15 protein-coding genes are annotated in these 17,566 nt (G+C 61.4%); 3 read left to right on the top strand and 12 right to left on the bottom strand.

Going from position 1 to position 17,566, the window contains the following annotated elements:
* From ACS5Q8_RS04470 to pmbA, 4 genes are all read right to left on the bottom strand, one after another.
* Positions 1-429, bottom strand: coding sequence for a DUF2753 family protein (locus ACS5Q8_RS04470; RefSeq protein ID WP_247395999.1), 429 nt, complete (start codon positions 427-429; stop codon positions 1-3).
* A 27-nt stretch (positions 430-456) separates the two neighbouring features.
* Complete coding sequence (locus ACS5Q8_RS04465) at positions 457-1,833, bottom strand: class II fumarate hydratase (protein WP_276196528.1); 1,377 nt, start codon at positions 1,831-1,833, stop codon at positions 457-459.
* Positions 1,826-2,221: a FagA protein gene (locus ACS5Q8_RS04460; RefSeq protein WP_253393416.1), complete on the bottom strand. Its 396-nt coding sequence runs from the start codon at positions 2,219-2,221 to the stop codon at positions 1,826-1,828. The genes ACS5Q8_RS04465 and ACS5Q8_RS04460 overlap by 8 nt, the downstream gene beginning before the upstream one ends.
* 147 nt (positions 2,222-2,368) lie before the next feature.
* On the bottom strand, positions 2,369-3,715 hold the full coding sequence (pmbA, locus tag ACS5Q8_RS04455) for a metalloprotease PmbA (protein ID WP_247396002.1): 1,347 nt from the start codon (positions 3,713-3,715) through the stop codon (positions 2,369-2,371).
* Between the two features lie 108 nt (positions 3,716-3,823).
* Here pmbA and yjgA point away from each other — a divergent pair, with 108 nt between their 5' ends.
* Positions 3,824-4,345, top strand: a complete 522-nt coding sequence (yjgA, locus tag ACS5Q8_RS04450; protein WP_247396003.1) for a ribosome biogenesis factor YjgA — start codon at positions 3,824-3,826, stop codon at positions 4,343-4,345.
* A 45-nt stretch (positions 4,346-4,390) separates the two neighbouring features.
* On the opposite strand, the gene tldD is transcribed toward yjgA, so the two are convergent.
* The 8 genes from tldD to mreB all read right to left on the bottom strand — a co-directional run bounded on the left by tldD (position 4,391) and on the right by mreB (position 15,595).
* Positions 4,391-5,833 (bottom strand): metalloprotease TldD, encoded by a 1,443-nt coding sequence (tldD, locus tag ACS5Q8_RS04445; protein WP_443697540.1) that lies wholly within the window; start codon positions 5,831-5,833, stop codon positions 4,391-4,393.
* 16 nt (positions 5,834-5,849) lie between these two features.
* Positions 5,850-6,698: a carbon-nitrogen hydrolase family protein gene (locus ACS5Q8_RS04440; RefSeq protein WP_276196527.1), complete on the bottom strand. Its 849-nt coding sequence runs from the start codon at positions 6,696-6,698 to the stop codon at positions 5,850-5,852.
* Between the two features lie 48 nt (positions 6,699-6,746).
* A complete protein-coding gene (locus ACS5Q8_RS04435; protein WP_276196526.1) occupies positions 6,747-10,562 on the bottom strand; it encodes a YhdP family protein in 3,816 nt (1,271 codons plus the stop codon).
* A 76-nt stretch (positions 10,563-10,638) separates the two neighbouring features.
* Positions 10,639-12,096, bottom strand: coding sequence for a ribonuclease G (rng, locus tag ACS5Q8_RS04430; RefSeq protein WP_010567681.1), 1,458 nt, complete (start codon positions 12,094-12,096; stop codon positions 10,639-10,641).
* 69 nt (positions 12,097-12,165) lie between these two features.
* The gene (locus tag ACS5Q8_RS04425) at positions 12,166-12,762 is read right to left on the bottom strand and encodes a Maf family protein (protein ID WP_276196525.1); all 597 of its coding nucleotides are present in this window, start codon (positions 12,760-12,762) and stop codon (positions 12,166-12,168) included.
* 51 nt (positions 12,763-12,813) lie between these two features.
* Positions 12,814-13,302 carry a rod shape-determining protein MreD gene (mreD, locus tag ACS5Q8_RS04420; RefSeq protein WP_276196524.1) on the bottom strand — a complete coding sequence of 163 codons (489 nt, stop codon included), beginning with the start codon at positions 13,300-13,302 and terminating at the stop codon, positions 12,814-12,816.
* Positions 13,302-14,417: a rod shape-determining protein MreC gene (mreC, locus tag ACS5Q8_RS04415; RefSeq protein WP_276197898.1), complete on the bottom strand. Its 1,116-nt coding sequence runs from the start codon at positions 14,415-14,417 to the stop codon at positions 13,302-13,304. The genes mreD and mreC overlap by 1 nt, the downstream gene beginning before the upstream one ends.
* A gap of 140 nt (positions 14,418-14,557) precedes the next feature.
* Entirely contained in the window at positions 14,558-15,595 is a 1,038-nt protein-coding gene (gene mreB / locus ACS5Q8_RS04410; RefSeq protein ID WP_002555108.1) for a rod shape-determining protein MreB, read from the bottom strand.
* A gap of 210 nt (positions 15,596-15,805) precedes the next feature.
* On the opposite strand from mreB, the gene gatC reads away from it, so the two are divergent.
* Both gatC and gatA read left to right on the top strand, forming a co-directional pair.
* Complete coding sequence (gatC, locus tag ACS5Q8_RS04405) at positions 15,806-16,093, top strand: Asp-tRNA(Asn)/Glu-tRNA(Gln) amidotransferase subunit GatC (RefSeq protein ID WP_247408111.1); 288 nt, start codon at positions 15,806-15,808, stop codon at positions 16,091-16,093.
* Between the two features lie 16 nt (positions 16,094-16,109).
* Positions 16,110-17,561 (top strand): Asp-tRNA(Asn)/Glu-tRNA(Gln) amidotransferase subunit GatA, encoded by a 1,452-nt coding sequence (gatA, locus tag ACS5Q8_RS04400; RefSeq protein ID WP_465159868.1) that lies wholly within the window; start codon positions 16,110-16,112, stop codon positions 17,559-17,561.
* The last annotated feature ends 5 nt before the right edge of the window (positions 17,562-17,566 follow it).

The following is a 17,566-nucleotide window of genomic DNA, read 5'->3' as shown; positions in this document are numbered from 1 at the left end:
TCAGTGTGCTCCGTATTGAGGAGGGGTCGGTTGCGCCGCAGTACCGCCCAGCAAGCGATGGGTACGGGGGTATTCGCCGTAATCGCTGATGAAGTTCAACAGCTCGACGTAGGTTTTGCTGCTCTGGCGCAGCGCCGCATCACGCAGTTGCGGGCTCAGACGCCGGTCCTGCAGGGTCTGTAACAGGCGCTGGTGGATGGCGCAGAGGTATTCTGCGCTTTCTTCCGGCTGGTTCAGGCGCAAGTGCAGGTCCGCCAGGTTGTGATGGGAAATGACACAGGCGGCCACTGCTTCGTCGGCGTTCGCCCAGCGTTCGAACAACACTTGAGCCAGGGCCAGGGCCTGCAAATAGGCTTCGCGAGCGTCGACCAGTTCGCCCTGCATAAAGCAGCGATTGGCCCGTTCGATCGTGCGTTTCCAATGCTCCATGGTGAGCCTCCAAAGCAGGGTCGATGATTACACGCCGCCAGCCGTGAGCTTTTCCGGGTCCAGCAGGACCTCCAGTTGGCTGCGCGGCAAGTCCGTGTGTTCGAGGGCGACATCAATCACCGGACGACCTTGCTGATAGGCTTGCTTGGCGATTTCAGCGGCCTTTTGGTAACCAATGATCGGGTTGAGTGCGGTGACCAGGATCGGGTTGCGCGACAGCGCCTCCTTGAGCTTTGCCTCATTGACCTTGAAGCTGGCGATGGCCTTGTCCGCCAGCAGGCGGCTGGAATTGGCCAGCAGTTCGAGGCTGCTGAGCAGGTTCTGGGCGATGATCGGCAGCATCACGTTCAGCTCGAAGTTGCCGGATTGGCCGGCAATGGTGATCACCGTGTCATTGCCGATGACTTGCGCGGCGACCATGGCCGTCGCCTCCGGGATCACCGGGTTGACCTTGCCGGGCATGATCGAAGAGCCAGGCTGCAACCCCTCCAGTTCGATTTCACCCAGGCCTGCCAGCGGGCCGGAGTTCATCCAGCGCAAGTCGTTGGCGATTTTCATCAACGACACAGCGATAGCTTTCAACTGGCCGGAGACGGCGACGGCGGTGTCCTGGGAGCCGATCAACGCGAACAGGTTCTTGCCCGGGGTGAATTGCACGCCGGTCAAGCTGCTCAGTTGCTGGCTGAAACGCACTGCGAACTCCGGGTGCGCGTTGATCCCAGTGCCGACAGCCGTACCGCCCTGGGCCAGGGCTTGCAGGCTCGGCAGCAAGTCCTGTAGATGAGCGATATTGGCCTTGAGCTGCTGCGCCCAGCCATTGAGCACCTGACTCATGCGCACCGGCATGGCGTCCATCAGGTGCGTGCGGCCGGTCTTGATGAATGGGTGGACCTCTTCGGCCTTCTGTTCGATGACCTGCACCAGGTGCTGCAACGCCGGCAACGTTTGCTCATGCAGCACCAGCGCCGCGCTGACGTGGATAGTGGTTGGGATGACGTCGTTGCTGCTTTGGCCGCAGTTCACGTGATCGTTGGGGTTGACCGCCTCGCCGAGTAAACGGCTGGCCAGGGTCGCGATCACTTCATTGGCGTTCATATTGGAACTGGTGCCGGAACCGGTCTGGAAAATATCCACCGGGAAGTGCGGCATGAAATCGCCTTCCAGCAAGCCTTGAGCGGCATCGACGATAGCCTTGCCCTGCCCTTCGCTGATTTGCTTGAGGTCGACGTTGACCTTGGCCGCTGCAACTTTGGCCAGGATCAGCGCACGAATGAATGGCGCCGGCATGCGCTGGTGGCTGATCGGAAAGTTGTTCACCGCGCGCTGGGTTTGCGCGCCGTACAAGGCCTCGGCGGGGACTTGCAGTTCGCCCATGCTGTCACGTTCGATACGGCTATTACTCATCGGAAGATCCTTGCACCCAGTCAGAAACGGAAATCGAAGGCAGCAATTCGCACGTCGCCAATTGCCAGGCAAAGCTCTGCCAGCGCTTGAGGCGGCAGGCACAGCGGGAGAGTTTTTCCAGGTCGCGCAGCGGGCGCCAGGCCTGGTCCAGGCACTGGGATCGCCAATGCCACGGCAAGGCGATGTCGGTGGCGGTGTCGATCAGCAGACGGAAGGCCGTTTCAGCGATCGTCCACGGATGGGTCGCGGTGCAACACGCGAGGTATCGACCTTCATTGAGGTAGTGTTCGATCAGGCGCGGCTCATTGGGATCGAGGCAGCAGCGAATCTGACGACTCATCCAACGCCAGCTTTCCAGGTAGGGGTCCTCATGCAGGACAGCACTCATGATCCGCACTCACTTGATAATGATATTTATTATTAAATGATATTGAGAATCAAAACAAGAGCGCCAAGCCAATCAACCTGAAACGCAGCCACAAAAAAGGCGCGCCATCTGCAAGATGGCGCGCCTTTTGGTGAAACGTCGGAAGGATTAGCTACCGGCGACCGTCATCCGCTCGATCAGGACCGAACCTGTACGGATATTGCTGCGCAGCTCCAAGTCGTTACCCACGGCAACGATCTGCTTGAACATGTCGCGCATATTGCCGGCAATGGTCACTTCCTGGACGGCAAACTGGATCTCACCGTTTTCTACCCAGAAACCCGCCGCACCGCGGGAATAATCCCCCGTGACCATGTTCAAGCCCTGGCCCATCAATTCGGTCACCAACAGGCCGCGCCCCATGCGCCGCAAAAGCGCCGCCTGGTCCTCTTCGCCGTGGGTCACGAACAGGTTGTGCACACCGCCAGAGTTCGCAGTGCTCGGCAGGCCGAGTTTTCGCCCGGCATAAGTGCCCAGCACGTAGGAGACCAACTCACCGTTTTCGACGAACGGCTTGGCATAGGTCGCCAGGCCATCGCCGTCGAACGACGAGCTGCCCATGGCACGCATCAGGTGCGGACGCTCATCGATGGTCAGCCACTCCGGAAACAGCTTCTGGCCAATCGCACCTTCGAGGAACGACGATTTGCGGTACAGGTTGCCGCCGGAAATCGCCCCCAGGAAACTGCCGAACAGGCCACCGGCCAGTTCGGCCGAGAACAGCACTGGCACTTCACAGGTCGGTACCGGGCGCGCGCCCAGGCGGCTTGCGGCACGTTGCGCAGCACGCCGGCCGATGCTGACCGGGTCGGCCAGCAAGTCACCCTGGCGGTTCACGTCGTACCAGTAATCACGCTGCATCTGGCCGTTGGCTTCGGCGATCATCACGCAGCTCAGGCTGTGGCGCGTCGAGGCATAACCGCCGATAAAGCCATGGCTGTTGCCATACACGCGGCAGCCCTGATGGGTGCTCAAGGTGGTGCCGTCGGCGTTCTTGATCCGGGGATCGGCATCAAACGCCGCCGCTTCGCAGGTCAGCGCCTGCTCGATGGCTTGTTCCGGGGTGATGTCCCAGGCATGGAACAGGTCGAAATCCTGCAGATCCTTGGCCATCAACGCCTTGTCGGCCAGACCCGAGCTTTCATCCTCAGACGTGTGCTTGGCAATCGCCAATGCGGCGGCCACCGTCTCGCGAATTGCTTCCGGCCCACTCGCCGACGTGCTGGCCGAGCCTTTGCGCTGGCCTACATACAAGGTGATGCCGAACCCCTGATCGCGGTTGAATTCGACGGTTTCGACTTCCCGCTGACGCACCGACGTCGACAGCCCCTGCTCCAGGGACACAGCCACCTCGCAGGCACTGGCCCCCTGGCGCTTGGCCTCGGCAAGGATCTGCTCGACTTGTTCCTGCAGTGCCGGTAACGCTTGCGGACCGACGCTTTGGGCTGCACTCATGGTTTTCTCCACTCAAATTCTGCTTTCGGTTACGGCCATCGAGCGACCGGGCCGGACAAGCGGCCCCCGACTGGTTATCATGGCGGCGTTTCTTTGCGGACTGCCACCATGGTTGATTCTTACGACGACTCCCTCGATGGGGAGAAAAGCAAAACCCAGGTCAAACGCGAGCTGCATGCTCTGGTTGACCTCGGCGAGCGCCTTACAACGCTCAAGCCTGACTTGATTGCAAAACTGCCGCTGACCGACGAAATGCGTCGGGCTCTGCAGGATGCACCCAAGCACACCGCGAATATCGCGCGTAAACGGCACATCATGTTTATCGGCAAGCTGATGCGCGATCAGGACACTGACGCGATTCTGACCCTGCTCGATCAACTCGATGCCTCCACTCGCCAGTACAACGAACGCTTCCATAACCTGGAACGTTGGCGTGACCGCCTGATCTCGGGCGATGACGCGGTGCTGGAGAAATTCGTACTGGACTACCCGGACGCGGATCGCCAGCAACTGCGCTCCCTGATCCGTCAGGCCCAGCACGAACTGGCGCAAAACAAGGCGCCGGCCACCAGCCGTAAAATGTTCAAGTACATCCGTGAGCTGGACGAGACTCAACGCGGCCTGCGTTGATCCTCTTCCCCGGGTGGCGGTCTTCGCCACCCGAAGCTCCCGCTCTTACGACCCCGTGCCACCCACGGTGATCGCATCAATTTTCAAGGTTGGCTGACCCACGCCCACCGGCACCGACTGCCCATCCTTGCCGCACGTGCCCACGCCGCTGTCCAGCGACAGGTCGTTACCGACCATCGACACCTTGCTCATGGCTTCCGGCCCGTTACCAATCAACGTCGCCCCTTTGACCGGCGCGGTAATCTTGCCGTCTTCGATCAGGTACGCCTCGCTGGTGGAGAACACGAACTTGCCGCTGGTGATGTCGACCTGACCGCCGCCGAGGTTGGCGCAGTAGATCCCGCGTTTCACCGAGGCGATGATTTCCGCCGGGTCGCTTTCGCCTGCAAGCATGTAGGTGTTGGTCATGCGCGGCATCGGCAGGTGCGCGTAGGATTCGCGGCGACCGTTACCGGTACGTGCCACGCCCATCAGGCGGGCGTTGAGCTTGTCTTGCATGTAGCCCTTGAGCACGCCGTTTTCGATCAATGTAGTGCATTCAGTCGGGGTGCCTTCGTCGTCGATGCTCAACGAGCCACGGCGACCGGCCAGGGTGCCGTCATCGACAATGGTGCATAGCTTGGAGGCGACCATCTCGCCCATGCGCCCGCTATAGGCCGAACTGCCCTTGCGGTTGAAGTCGCCTTCCAGGCCATGCCCCACGGCTTCATGGAGCAATACGCCGGACCAGCCCGAGCCCAACACCACCGGCAAGGTGCCGGCAGGTGCAGGGATGGCTTCCAGGTTGACCAACGCCTGGCGCAGCGCTTCGCGGGCATAGCCCATGGCGCGGTCCTCGACGAGGAAATAACGGTAGTCGGTACGCCCGCCACCGCCGTGGCCTCCGCGCTCGCGGCGGCCGTTCTGTTCGACGATCACGCTGACGTTAAAACGCACCAGCGGCCGCACATCTGCCGCCAGACCACCGTCGGTGGACGCCACCAGGATGCGTTCCCACACCCCGGCCATGCTCACGGTGACTTGCTGGATACGCGGGTCGAGGGCGCGGGTCGCGGCGTCGATACGCTTGAGCAGATCGACTTTTTCTGCACGGCTGATCACTTCCAGGGGGTTATCCGGCGCGTACAACTGAGCCACGTCCTGGGTGCTGAATGCCTGCACCGTGCCGTTCTGGCCAGCGCGGGAAATCGAACGGGCGGCACGGGCAGCCAGGCCCAGGGCTTCCAGGGTGATCGCGTTGCTATAGGCGAAACCGGTTTTTTCACCGGATTGCGCACGCACGCCGACGCCCTGATCGAGGTTGAAACTGCCTTCCTTGACGATCCCATCTTCTAGGGCCCACGACTCGGAAATCTGCCCCTGGAAATACAGGTCGGCCGCGTCGATGCCCGGCCCGGCGAGATCGCCCAGCACGGTTTGCAGGCTTTCGATGGTCACGCCACCGGGTGCCAGGAGGTGTTCACTGACTGAGGACAACAACTCGCTCATAGGTTTGGCCTTAAATTCATCGTTCTGAAGCAGGCCGCTGCGCGCCCCGCGAGAAAAAACGCCGGTGGTTGACCACCGGCATGCGCGCCCGTATCGACGCCTGTTCACTGCTGTCGCGTTCGGCCAGCAACACCGCTTCGCCTTGATCCTGTTGCGTCAACACGCGGCCCCATGGATCGACAATCGCCGCATGCCCATAGGTTTCCCGTGGCCCCGGATGAACCCCGCCCTGGGCGGCCGCCAGCAGATAGCACTGGGTCTCGATGGCCCGCGCACGAATCAGCACATCCCAATGTGCGGCGCCGGTCACCGCAGTGAAGGCCGAGGGCGCGGTAATCAGTTCAGCCCCCGCTGCGCGCAACTCGCTGTACAGCTCCGGAAAGCGCAGGTCGTAACACACCGTCAGGCCCAAGCGGCCCACCGGTGTATCCGCCACGACGACGTTGCTCCCGAAAGCATAGTCATCGGACTCACGATAGCGACCGCGCGCATCCGCCACGTCGACATCGAACAAATGCAGCTTGTCGTAGCGGGCGACGATCTCGCCATGGTCATCGATCAACAACGAGCAGGCGTTGGCCTTGGCGTTCGGTTGGTCCTTGGGCGGCAGCGGCAAAGTGCCGGCGACTATCCATAAGGTGAGGTCGCGGGCGGTCTGTTTCAACCATGGCAGGATCGGCCCTTCGCCCAGCGCCTCGGCGCGACCGATGTCAGCCACATCACGGCGGCCCATGGCGGCGAAGTTTTCCGGCAGCACCACCAGCCGCGCTCCCTGGGCCGCCGCTTGCTCCAGCAGGCGCCGGGCCTGGGCCAGGTTGGCCAGCACATCGCTCTGGCTGACCATTTGAATTACCGCAAAGGACATCGGCCGACACTCCATAAATGGCATGCAGCCATGCTACTCCACAGGCTCTCAGTTTGGCTTTTCAAATGGCTTGTCGAAGGTGATTTTCGGGTCTTTCCATGGCCCTTCCACTTTGTACTGCACGCTGGCAAAACGCGAAACACGGTCGCCAATCAGCTTGTCGATCAGGAACAGCGCGCCACCAATGGCCGGTGCACCGACAATCAGCGCGGCGATCGGCAGGTTATTGGTCACCGGCAGGGTCACCAGCAGTTTGGCATCTACGCGATCAGCCACCAGGTCCAAGGTGCCATTGAGTTCCAGATTGCTCGACGGCCCCGTCAGGGTGATCGGCTCGCGCGTCACAAACACCCCGTTGCTGGCCGCGAGCAAGCCTTTGACCCGGTCATAGCTCAAGCCTTTGCCGAGTAGGTCGGAGAAGTCCAGGCGCAGCCGGCGGCCGATCGAGTTGAAGTTAAGCAGGCCGAACACCCGCAACGCCTGGGCGCCGCCTTCCACTTCAACGAACTGACCTTTGCGGAACGTTGCATCCAGGCTGCCGGAAAAACGCTTGGGTCCGACCCAAGCGGGCGAGCCCGCCCAACGGCCGTCCACATCCAGGTGAAAGTCTTCACTGGTCACGGTAGGTGCATAGCCCCACCCCTTGAGGACATCGGCAATGTTCTTGCCATCCAGGCGCCCTTTGTACCAACTACTGCTGTCACCCGCAGCCCCCTCCCAACCGCCTGCCCCCTTGAGCTGCATGCCCTTGAGGCCCAGGTCCAGGTTGTTGAAGGCCAGGCCCTTGGCGGTCGGCCGGATCTTCAACGACCAGGCGCCGATCAGGTCCGGCCCCTGGAACAGTTGATCGATGCTGATATCCAGCGCTGGAATAACCTTGGGATCGATGTCGGCCAATGGGTCGGGCGCATTCTCATCCGCCTGTACCGTTGGGTCCAAGGCCGGCAATTTCACGTACTGCAGGTTGACCGCAATCGGCGCGCCTTTGGCGTCCAGCAGGTTGACCGTGCCCTTGGCCTGCTGGCTGTCAAACTGCAGGCCCCAGGCCGCGGGTTTGCGGTCCAGTTGGAGGTTGACCTGGTCGAACTGCTGCCCAAAGCCGGTCAACTTGCCCACCTTGAAGTCGGCACCGCTCAATAGCTGTTTCGCGCTGCCTCCCGGGTCGTTGCCCGCGTAGCGATCGACGAGTTTCTTCCACGGTTCGATGTCCAACTCCGACAACACACCGCGAATGCGTAGGCCTTTGCCACCGGGCAGCAGCGCATCGCCATTACCCAGAAACAACTCGCCGCGGCCTTCGCTGAACTTGTCCGGCGGCGCCGCAAAGGTGAAGTTCGCCAGATCGCCGTAATCGAACCAGTAGCGGCGTTCGGCGCCCTGCAAGGTCATGCGGAACACGCTGTCACGGCCCTGGCTGGCCGGCATGCCGAACGGCGCCGGCAGGTCCACCGCCACACCTTTGAGGTTGGAGCTGACCATCAACTGGCTGTCAGCACCGTCCAAATTGAGCTGCAACTGGTACGGAATATCGCCGGACACTGGCAGCGGCTGGCTGACTTTCAACCAGTCCGTCAGGCGCTTGACCGTGACCTGGCCTCTGGCGGTGACGCGGGTACTGATCTTGCCCGGCTTGCCATCCGCAAAGATCTGCGCGCTGATCGGCCGATCGAAGGCTTGCGCCGTGATGTTCTGCCCGCTCAGGCCCTTGGCGCTGTCGAAGCGGAAATCGCCCTTGAGCTGGTTCAGGTCCAGGGTCGGCTCGGCCAATTGCAGGCGCGCCTTGTCGGTCTGGAAATCCACCACGATCTTCGGCTCGGTGCCCTTGGCCAACGGGACATCCAGATCCAGCTTGCCCTGCAGATCGCCCTCGCCTTTCCAACCGGCAAAGGTCGCAGCGGTGCCTATCGGCGCTTCCTGGAGGACTTTCAGGCCATCACCCAGGCCGCCGGCAAAACCACCGGTGAGCAGCAGGTGGCTATCCTTGCCCGCAGGCGCGTGAGGAATATTGACGTAGACGTCCTTGACGCCGGTGTCGAGCAGTTGGCCCTTGCTGGCCAGGATGCGGACACCGCTTTCCTCGACAAACACTTCGCCGTTGACCTTGCTCACATGGGGCCAACCCGGCTGGAACGCCAATTCAGCATCATGCACTTTGAAAAACAGGCTGATATTGCGCGAGGCGGGCAATGCGTCGTGATTCAACGAGCCTTGATACTGGAAGAAGCCTTCATCGACCGCGCCCTTGAGAATCGCAGTGCGCAGCCATTCATCCAGCGCCGGGCTCAGCACCGCCGGCAGGTATTTAGGCGTGAAACGCCCGTCGCCGTCGACCATGCCGACCCGCAGGTCCATGTAGTCTTCCTGGCTATTGTCGAAATGCAGGCGAATCAGGAAGTCGGCGGCGACCTTGCCCTCCTCGCCCAGCACCTTGATATACGGTGCGATCAAGGTGAAGCCTTGCTGGTCGAGCTTCCAGGTCAGGCGCGCATTGGCCTGGATGTACTGCCAGGGCTTGGCAAAGATCGGGTCGAGATGCAGAGAAAAGTCCTTGCTGTCCATGCGCAACTCGCCCTGTCCCAGGTCGCCGCTGATGCTGCCGGAAATGTTACGTGCGGCAGGGGCACCGAAGTAGGCGTCAAAGCCTATCCGGTCGAGGTTGGCGGCAAAGCTGACTTTCTGATCGGTCGTGTCCTGTGGGCGAAAATCCACCAACACATTGCGCAGCACGCCGGTGGCCTTAAGGTGTTCGATCGTCTTGGCGAATCCTTCCGGCAATGGCGCCAGAGCATTCAGCAGCGGGGTGATCGGGGTCAGGTCGAGGCGGTCGGCCTGCAGCTTCCAGACTTCCTGCTCCTTGTCGGTGGCCAGGCGTTGCTGCAATTGCAGGCGCGATTCCCAGCGGGTATCACCGAGGTTCATCGCCAACGAATCGAACAGCACCTTGAGGCCGCTCTCACTGCGTTGCAGGTAAGCGGTCAGGGCGAGGTTTTCAATGTGTACCGGCTTGCGATCCGCGTAGCTGCCCTTCACTTGCGGCGAGTTGAGGCGCACCACCGCGCTTTGCACGGTGCCTTTGGCCCAGGTCAGCCAGAATTCGCCGCCAGCCTTGAACTGCGTGAGTTTCCATTGCTGGGTCAACCTGGCCGGAATCCATGTGGCCCAATCGCTCTGGGGCAAGCTCAGGTAGGCCTGAACCTCAGCGTCTTTCCAGGCACTGGCGCGGATTTGCGTGCGCAGGCTCAGGGCCAGGGGCTGGCCATCCGGCAGGGTCAGGCGGGCGTCCAGGCGTTGGCGGGTGGTGCCGGTTTGCAGGCTCAGGCCCACATACGTGAAGGTCAGCGGCGCCTGGTCGAACGGCTGCAACGTGACCTGGCTATCCAGCAACGAGACCCGCTGGACGCTCTGCATGCGGTTGAGCAACTGCTCCGGGGCCAGCGGCTGGTCGTCCTGCACCGGCAGGCCTTGCAGCGCCCAGTGGCCATCCTTGTCCTCCTTGACGCTCAGTTGCAGGCCGCTGACTTCCAGGTGGGCGATGCGCACGTCGCGCGCCATCAGGCTGGCCCAGATGTCCGGTACCACTTGGACCTGGTCCAGGCGCAAGGCATTGCTGCCCTCGCCCACCATTACGTCGTGGGCCAGCAACACAGGCGCGAAACCGCTCCAGCGGCCTTCAAGACGACCGATCTGCAGCGGCATGTCCAACGCGGCCTGGGCCTTGGCTTCGATTTCGGCGCGGTATTCGGCGACCAACGGGGTCAATTCACGCCCAAGGCTCACGTACACCGCCGCCAATACCAGCAGCAAGGCGCACAGGCCCAGGCCCCAGCGGGTCAAAGCGGCAAAAAAGCGTATCAGACGCTCCATGTCAGGCGACCCTCAAGGCAGTAGTCGGACCACAGATCAAGGTCTGTCGGAATCAGGGAAAACAAATGAATGAGGATCAGAGCAGCACCACGTCGTATTGTTCCTGGGAATACATGGTTTCGACCTGGAACCGAATAGTACGACCGATAAACCCCTCCAGTTCGGCCACGTTACCGGACTCTTCATCCAGCAGACGGTCGACCACTTTCTGGTTGGCAAGCACTCTATAACCTTCAGCCTGGTAGGCTCGCGCCTCTCGTAGGATTTCCCGGAAAATCTCGTAGCAAACCGTTTCAGGCGTCTTCAATTTACCGCGTCCCTGGCAACTGCTGCATGGCTCGCACAGCACTTGCTCCAGGCTTTCGCGGGTGCGCTTGCGGGTCATTTGCACCAGGCCCAACTCGGTGATGCCGATGATGTTGGTCTTGGCGTGATCACGCTCCAGTTGTTTCTCGAGGGTGCGCAGCACCTGACGCTGGTGTTCTTCATCTTCCATGTCGATGAAGTCGATGATGATGATCCCGCCCAGGTTGCGCAGGCGCAATTGGCGGGCGATCGCAGTGGCCGCTTCGAGGTTGGTCTTGAAGATGGTCTCTTCAAGGTTGCGATGCCCCACGAACGCACCGGTGTTGACGTCGATGGTGGTCATGGCTTCGGCCGGATCCACCACCAGGTAGCCACCGGACTTGAGCGGCACCTTGCGTTCGAGGGCCTTCTGAATTTCGTCTTCGACACCGTACAGGTCGAAGATCGGCCGCTCGCCTGGGTAATGCTCCAGGCGGTCAGCAATTTCCGGCATCAGCTCGGCAACGAACTGCGTGGTGCGTTGGAAGGTTTCCCGCGAGTCGATGCGAATCTTCTCGATCTTGGGGCTGACCAGGTCACGCAAGGTACGCAAGGCCAGGCCCAGGTCTTCATAGATGACACTGGGGGCGCCGACGGTCTTGATCTGTGCGCCGATCTGGTCCCACAACCGCCGCAGATAGCGGATATCCATGAGGATTTCATCGGCACCGGCGCCTTCAGCGGCGGTGCGTAGAATAAACCCACCCGCTTCCTTGATGCCCTCGGCGGCAACGCAGTCGCTGACCACTTTTTTCAGGCGCTCGCGCTCTGCTTCGTCCTCAATCTTCAGCGAAATGCCGACATGCGCGGTGCGCGGCATGTACACCAGGTAGCGCGAAGGAATCGACAGTTGGGTGGTCAGCCGCGCACCTTTGGAGCCGATGGGGTCCTTGGTGACTTGCACCACCAGGCTCTGCCCTTCATGCACCAGGGCGCTGATGCTTTCCACCGCCGGGCCTTCACGCAGGGAAATTTCCGAAGCATGGATAAACGCGGCACGGTCCAGGCCGATGTCGACGAAGGCGGCCTGCATGCCCGGCAATACGCGCACGACCTTGCCTTTATAGATGTTGCCGACGATCCCGCGTTTCTGGGTGCGTTCGACGTGAACTTCCTGCAGAACACCGTTCTCTACCACCGCCACGCGCGATTCCATCGGCGTGATATTGATCAGAATCTCTTCACTCATGGCTGGGTCTCGTTCAGGCGTTTTCACAATAGTGACCGGTCGCTTAAGGCTGGGCGCTGTGTACGAGGCTCAGCGCACGGTAAGGTTTTGCCAACAGGGTATGCCGAATTGGCCAAGCAACTGAGCGGTTTCGCACACCGGCAGGCCTACCACGGCGGAATAACTGCCAGTGAGCCCGGCCACGAACACCGAGCCTAGCCCTTGGATAGCATAGCCTCCGGCTTTGTCCTGGGGTTCTCCACTGTGCCAGTAGGTTGTAGCCTCCTCGACAGAAATCCCCCGAAAAAGTACCCGACTGCTTACACATCGGGTTACACAGCGCTGACCGTCCGTGAGGGCAATGGCCGTCAGCACTTCATGTTCACGCCCTGCCAGAGCCAGCAACATGGCCAGGCCGTCGGCCAGATCCACTGGTTTGCCAAGGATCTGGCCATCAACGATCACCGCCGTGTCGGCGCCCAGCACGCAGCCCCCCGAGGTTTCCCCTAGGGCAGCAAAACCCGCCGCCGCCTTGGCACGCGCCAGGCGCTCGACGTAGGAAACGGGAGATTCGTCCGTAAGAGGCGTTTCATCAATCGCGGCGCTGACCACGGTGAAGGGCACACCGATCTGGGTCAGCAGTTCACGCCGCCTTGGGGAGCCCGAGGCCAGATAAAGCGAATTCATTGCAGACTCTCCCTGTGGGGTTCGATAACCAGGCAGAGCCTCGCAATCCATTCAATTGATTTTATAGCGACGACATAACCCGCGCAGACCGAAACTGACCCACGGCCACAGCAACGCACTGACCAGGGCCGGCAACACCAGCGCCAAGGTCGGCTGCCGGTTACCGGTCAAGGCACTGAGCCATAGCTGCACCAACTGCGCCAAGCCGAAGATCACCAGGATCACCAGGCACTGTTGCCACATGGGGAACATGCGCAGACGCTGCTGCAACGAGAGCACCAGAAAAGTGATCAGGGTCAGGATCAACGCGTTCTGCCCCAGCAAGGTGCCATAGAGCACATCTTCCGCCAAGCCCAGAAACATCGCCGTGACCATGCCCACTTTATCCGGCAGGTTCAGCGACCAGAATGCCAGCAGCAAAGCCAGCCAGAGCGGGCGCAGGATTTCCATGAACTGCGGCAGCGGCGATACGCTGAGCAACAAGCCGAGGGCAAAGGTCAGCCAGACGATCCAGCCATTGTGCGAATGAGTACCGGCCATTATTCCTCCCTCTGCCGCGTGGTTGCCGGGGCGGCGGCCGGCGGCTTCGCAGCGGGCGGCGTGGTCGCAGGCTGGGCGGCCGGCGGTTTAGTCGCCGCTGGTTTCACCGGGCGAGTGCTGTGAGCGACCGGCTTGGCTGGCGTGGCCACGGGCGCAGCCGGCGCCGGCGCAGTTGCAGGCGGTGTAGCCGGCGCGGGTTTTGGCACGGTCGCCGGGATGATCGGCACGGTGCCGTTACGCTTGTCTTCCGCTTCCTGGGCCTGAGCGGCGTCGTTGGCGCGCTCTTCCGCGGTGCGGTTGTCGCTGAACACCAGCAACAGGTAGCGGCTGCGGTTCAGCGCGGCAGTCGGCACGGCGCGGACAATAGCGAAGGGCTGGCCGGAGTCGTGGATCACTTCCTTGACCGTCGCCACCGGATAACCCGCCGGGAAGCGTTGGCCCAGGCCGGAACTGACCAGCAGGTCGCCTTCCTTGATATCGGCCGTGTCGGCCACATGACGCAGCTCAAGACGCTCCGGATTACCCGTACCGCTGGCAATCGCGCGCAGGCCGTTGCGGTTGACCTGCACCGGAATGCTGTGAGTGGTGTCCGTCAGCAGCAATACGCGCGAGGTGTAGGGCATCAACTCGACCACCTGCCCCATCAAGCCACGGGCATCGAGTACCGGCTGGCCAAGGACTACACCGTCGCGCTCACCCTTGTTGATGATGATGCGATGGGTAAAGGGGTTGGGGTCCATGCCGATCAACTCGGCGACTTCGACCTTCTCGTTGACCAGCGCGGAGGAGTTGAGCAACTCGCGCAGCCGAACGTTCTGCTCGGTGAGGGCCGCCAGCTTTTGCATGCGCCCCTGCAGCAGCAGGTTTTCAGTCTTGAGTTTTTCGTTCTCGGCGACCAGCTCGGTGCGGCTGCCGAATTGGCTGGCCACGCCCTGGTAGAGACGTTGCGGCAGGTCGGTGATCCAGTAAGTCTGCATCAACACCAGCGACATTTGGCTACGCACGGGCTTGAGCAGTGCAAAGCGGGCATCGACCACCATCAGCGCGACCGAAAGCACGACCAGCACCAATAAGCGCACGCCCAATGAGGGGCCTTTGGCGAAAAGCGGTTTAATAGGCCGCTCCTCCCAGGCAAATGTTCTCTCTATTCATACGGCATCTAACCGGCCTGGATGCAGATTGAAGAAGATAAACGCCAACAGGCAGCACTGCAAAGTGCTGCCTGCGGGCGAAACATGGGCTTACCAGCAACCACTTATTCGCTGGAGAGCAGGTCCATGGTGTGTTTATCCATCATTTCCAGTGCACGGCCACCGCCACGGGCGACGCAGGTCAGCGGGTCTTCGGCGACGATCACCGGCAGACCGGTTTCCTGGGCCAGCAACTTGTCGAGGTCGCGCAGCAAGGCGCCACCACCGGTCAGTACCAGGCCACGCTCGGCGATATCGGAAGCCAGCTCCGGAGGCGATTGCTCCAGGGCACTCTTCACTGCCTGAACGATGGTGGCGAGGGACTCTTGCAGAGCTTCCAGCACTTCATTGGAGTTCAGGGTGAAGGCACGCGGCACGCCTTCGGCCAGGTTGCGACCGCGAACATCGACTTCGCGCACTTCGCCGCCCGGATAAGCGGTACCGATTTCCTGCTTGATGCGTTCGGCGGTGGATTCGCCGATCAGGCTGCCGTAGTTGCGACGCACATAAGTGATGATCGCTTCGTCGAAGCGGTCGCCACCAACACGGACGGACTCGGCATACACCACGCCGTTCAGGGAAATCAGGGCGATTTCAGTGGTACCACCACCGATATCCACCACCATCGAACCGCGCGCTTCTTCAACCGGCAGGCCGGCACCGATCGCAGCAGCCATTGGCTCTTCGATCAGGAACACTTCACGAGCACCGGCACCAAGCGCCGATTCACGGATGGCACGACGCTCCACCTGGGTGGACTTGCACGGAACGCAGATCAGCACACGAGGGCTGGGCTGCAGAAAGCTGTTTTCGTGAACCTTGTTGATGAAGTACTGCAGCATCTTCTCGCAGACACTGAAGTCGGCGATCACGCCGTCTTTCATCGGACGAATGGCAGCGATATTGCCTGGTGTTCGGCCAAGCATACGCTTGGCCTCGGTGCCAACGGCAACGACACTTTTCTGATTACCATGGGTCCGAATAGCCACAACCGATGGCTCATTCAGGACGATACCGCGCTCGCGCACGTAAATAAGGGTGTTGGCAGTGCCCAGGTCAATGGAAAGATCGCTGGAAAACATGCCACGCAGTTTCTTGAACATGGGGAAAGGACCCTAGGCAACGCGTGGGTAAAAAAGTGCGGCAAACTCTAACAACGACAGGGATTTTGGGCAAGGCGCCAATGTGCTAAATTGGCCGACTTTCTACGCACCAACCCCCACAATCGCGGCCATATGACCGTAGAAATGCGGTAGTGTTCCGACAATCTAACACACGGACGCCCTCCGTTCTGTTTTCCACTGGAGAATCCCATGGCGCTTGAACGCTCCGACGTGGAAAAAATCGCACATCTGGCCTCGCTTGGCCTGAATGATGCCGATCTTCCACAGACCACCGCAGCCCTGAACAGCATTCTCGGGCTGGTTGACCAAATGCAGGCCGTGAATACCGACGGCATCGAGCCCCTGGCTCACCCGCTGGAAGCCAACCAGCGCCTGCGCGCAGACGTCGTGACCGAAGTCAATCATCGCGAGGCCTACCAGTCCATCGCGCCAGCGGTCGAAAACGGCCTGTATCTGGTTCCGAAAGTCATCGACTAAAGGGAAAGAGCCTTTCATGCATCACATGACTCTGGCCGAGATCGCCCGCGGTCTCGCCGACAAAAAGTTTTCATCCGAAGAGCTGACCAAGACCTTGCTGGCGCGTATCGGCGCGCTCGACCCCAAGGTCAACAGCTTCATCAGCCTCACCGAGGAGCTGGCCTTGAGCCAGGCCAAGGCCGCCGACGCACGTCGCGCCAACGGTGAGAACGGCGCGCTGCTGGGCGCACCGATCGCCCACAAGGACTTGTTCTGCACCCAGGGCATTCGCACCAGTTGCGGCTCGAAGATGCTCGACAACTTCAAGGCGCCCTACGACGCCACCGTGGTGTCCAAGCTGGCCGCCGCCGGGGCCGTGACCCTGGGCAAGACCAACATGGACGAATTCGCCATGGGCTCGGCCAACGAGTCGAGCTACTACGGCGCGGTGAAAAACCCGTGGAACCTGGACTGCGTGCCAGGCGGTTCATCCGGCGGTTCGGCGGCGGCGGTTGCCGCGCGCTTCCTGCCGGCCGCCACGGCCACCGACACCGGCGGCTCGATCCGCCAGCCCGCCGCGTTCACCAACCTCACCGGGCTGAAGCCGACCTACGGTCGCGTGTCTCGCTGGGGCATGATCGCCTATGCCTCCAGCCTCGATCAGGGCGGCACACTGGCACGCACCGCCGAAGACTGCGCAATATTGTTACAAGGTATGGCAGGCTTCGACGCAAAGGACTCCACCTGCATCGATGAGCCGGTACCGGACTACAGCGCCAGCCTCAACACCTCGATCAAAGGCCTGCGCATCGGCGTGCCAAAAGAGTATTTCAGCGCCGGCCTCGACCCGCGCATCGCCGAATTGGTCCACAACAGCGTCAAGGAGCTGGAAAAGCTCGGCGCCGTGATCAAGCCCATCAGCCTGCCGAACAACCAGCACGCGATTCCGGCGTACTACGTGATCGCCCCGGCCGAAGCGTCCTCCAACCTGTCGCGGTTCGACGGCGTGCGTTTCGGTTATCGCTGCGAAAACCCGAAAGACCTCACCGACCTGTACAAACGCTCCCGTGGCGAAGGCTTCGGTGCCGAAGTGCAGCGCCGGATCATGGTCGGTGCCTACGCCCTGTCGGCCGGTTACTACGACGCGTACTACCTCAAGGCGCAAAAAATCCGTCGCCTGATCAAAAACGACTTCATGGCAGCCTTTGAAGAAGTCGACGTGATCCTCGGCCCGACCACGCCGAACCCGGCCTGGAAGATCGGCGCCAAGACCGGCGACCCGATCGCCGAGTACCTGGAAGACCTGTACACCATCACCGCCAACCTCGCGGGCTTGCCGGGCTTGTCCATGCCTGCCGGTTTCGTCGATGGCCTGCCGGTCGGCGTGCAATTGCTTGCCCCGTATTTCCAGGAAGGCCGCCTGCTCAATGTGGCGCACCAGTACCAGTTGAACACTGACTGGCACACTCGCACCCCTACCGGCTTCTGAGGAGA

The organism is Pseudomonas sp. PAMC25584 (assembly GCF_058135675.1).
The sequence above is the reverse complement of the archived record's forward strand: the minus strand, read 5'-3'. Positions and strand labels throughout refer to the sequence as shown.